Origin of the sequence: Jatrophihabitans endophyticus, assembly GCF_900129455.1 — a bacterium.
Classification (GTDB): domain Bacteria; phylum Actinomycetota; class Actinomycetes; order Mycobacteriales; family Jatrophihabitantaceae; genus Jatrophihabitans; species Jatrophihabitans endophyticus.
In genome coordinates, this window is sequence record NZ_FQVU01000010.1 from 1 (window position 1) to 1,088 (window position 1,088).

Here is a 1,088-nt window from a genome sequence, read left to right on the forward strand (position 1 = left end):
TGTCGTGACCCAAGACGTTGTTGACGGCGTGCCTGCTTGAACGTGGGAGGACCTCCTGGCGGAGTGGATGTGTCTGGCATTCACCCGCAGGAGGTCCTCTATGGTTCACGCTAACGCCCGCACCACCGTTCATGCCCGTCGTCTGATGGTGGAGCGTGTCGCCGCCGGGTGGCCGGCCGCGCACGTTGCCGAAGGGCTCGGGGTGTCGCGGGCGACGGTGCACAAGTGGGTGCGCCGCTTCACCGAAGGCGGCGACGTCGCGCTGGCTGATCGCTCGTCGCGGCCACACCGGATGCCGGCCCGGAGCCCGAAACACGTCGAGCGGCGGGTGCTGGCCGCCCGGGCCCGTCACAAACGCGGCGCGGTCGTGCTCGCGGCCGAGCTCGGCCTGAACGCCTCGACCGTCGGCCGCATCCTGGCCCGCCACCAGGTGCCGCACCTGGCTGCGATCGACCCGATCACCGGGGCGCGTGTCCGCGCGTCACGGCGCAGCGAGAACCGCTACGAACACTCGACACCGGGCGCGATGATCCACGTCGACGTCAAGAAGCTCGGCAAGATCCCGGCCGGCGGCGGCTGGCGGCTGCACGGACGCGAAGCGACCGTCGCGCACAAACACAAACGGGTCAAGATCGGTTACGACTTCGTCCACACCGCCATCGACGACCACACCCGCCTGGCCTACTCCGAAGTCCACAACGATGAACGCGACGCCACCAGCGCCGCGTTCCTGCACCGCGCCCTGGCCTGGTTCGCCAGCCACGGCATCACCGTCGTCCGCGTCCTGACCGACAACGCCCTGGTCTATCGCCACGGCACCGACTGGGGCTGGGTCTGCGCCGCCTGGCAACTCAAACGCCGCTTCACCAAACCCGGCTGCCCCTGGACCAACGGCAAAGCAGAACGCTTCAACCGCACCCTGCTCACCGAATGGGCCTACGCCCGGCCCTGGACCAGCAACAACCTGCGCCGCCGCGGCCTTGACCACTTCCTGACCCACTACAACACTCGACGCGGCCACTCCGCCCTCGGCGGCCGACCACCCATCAGCCGGCTCGCCGCCTGACACAACCTGTCAGGTCACGACA

Annotated in this window: 1 protein-coding gene; it reads left to right on the forward strand. The window is 69.1% G+C overall.

Features of this window, described 5'->3' with window-relative positions; translation table 11 throughout:
- Window positions 1-100 precede the first annotated feature (100 nt).
- Window positions 101-1,066, forward strand: coding sequence for an IS481 family transposase (locus BUE29_RS21210; protein WP_073392528.1), 966 nt, complete (start codon window positions 101-103; stop codon window positions 1,064-1,066).
- The last annotated feature ends 22 nt before the right edge of the window (window positions 1,067-1,088 follow it).

What these genes read in the sequence shown, in the direction of transcription:
- BUE29_RS21210 (WP_073392528.1), top strand. Translation starts at nt 101, where the DNA reads ATGGTTCACGCTAACGCCCGCACCACCGTTCATGCCCGTCGTCTGATG.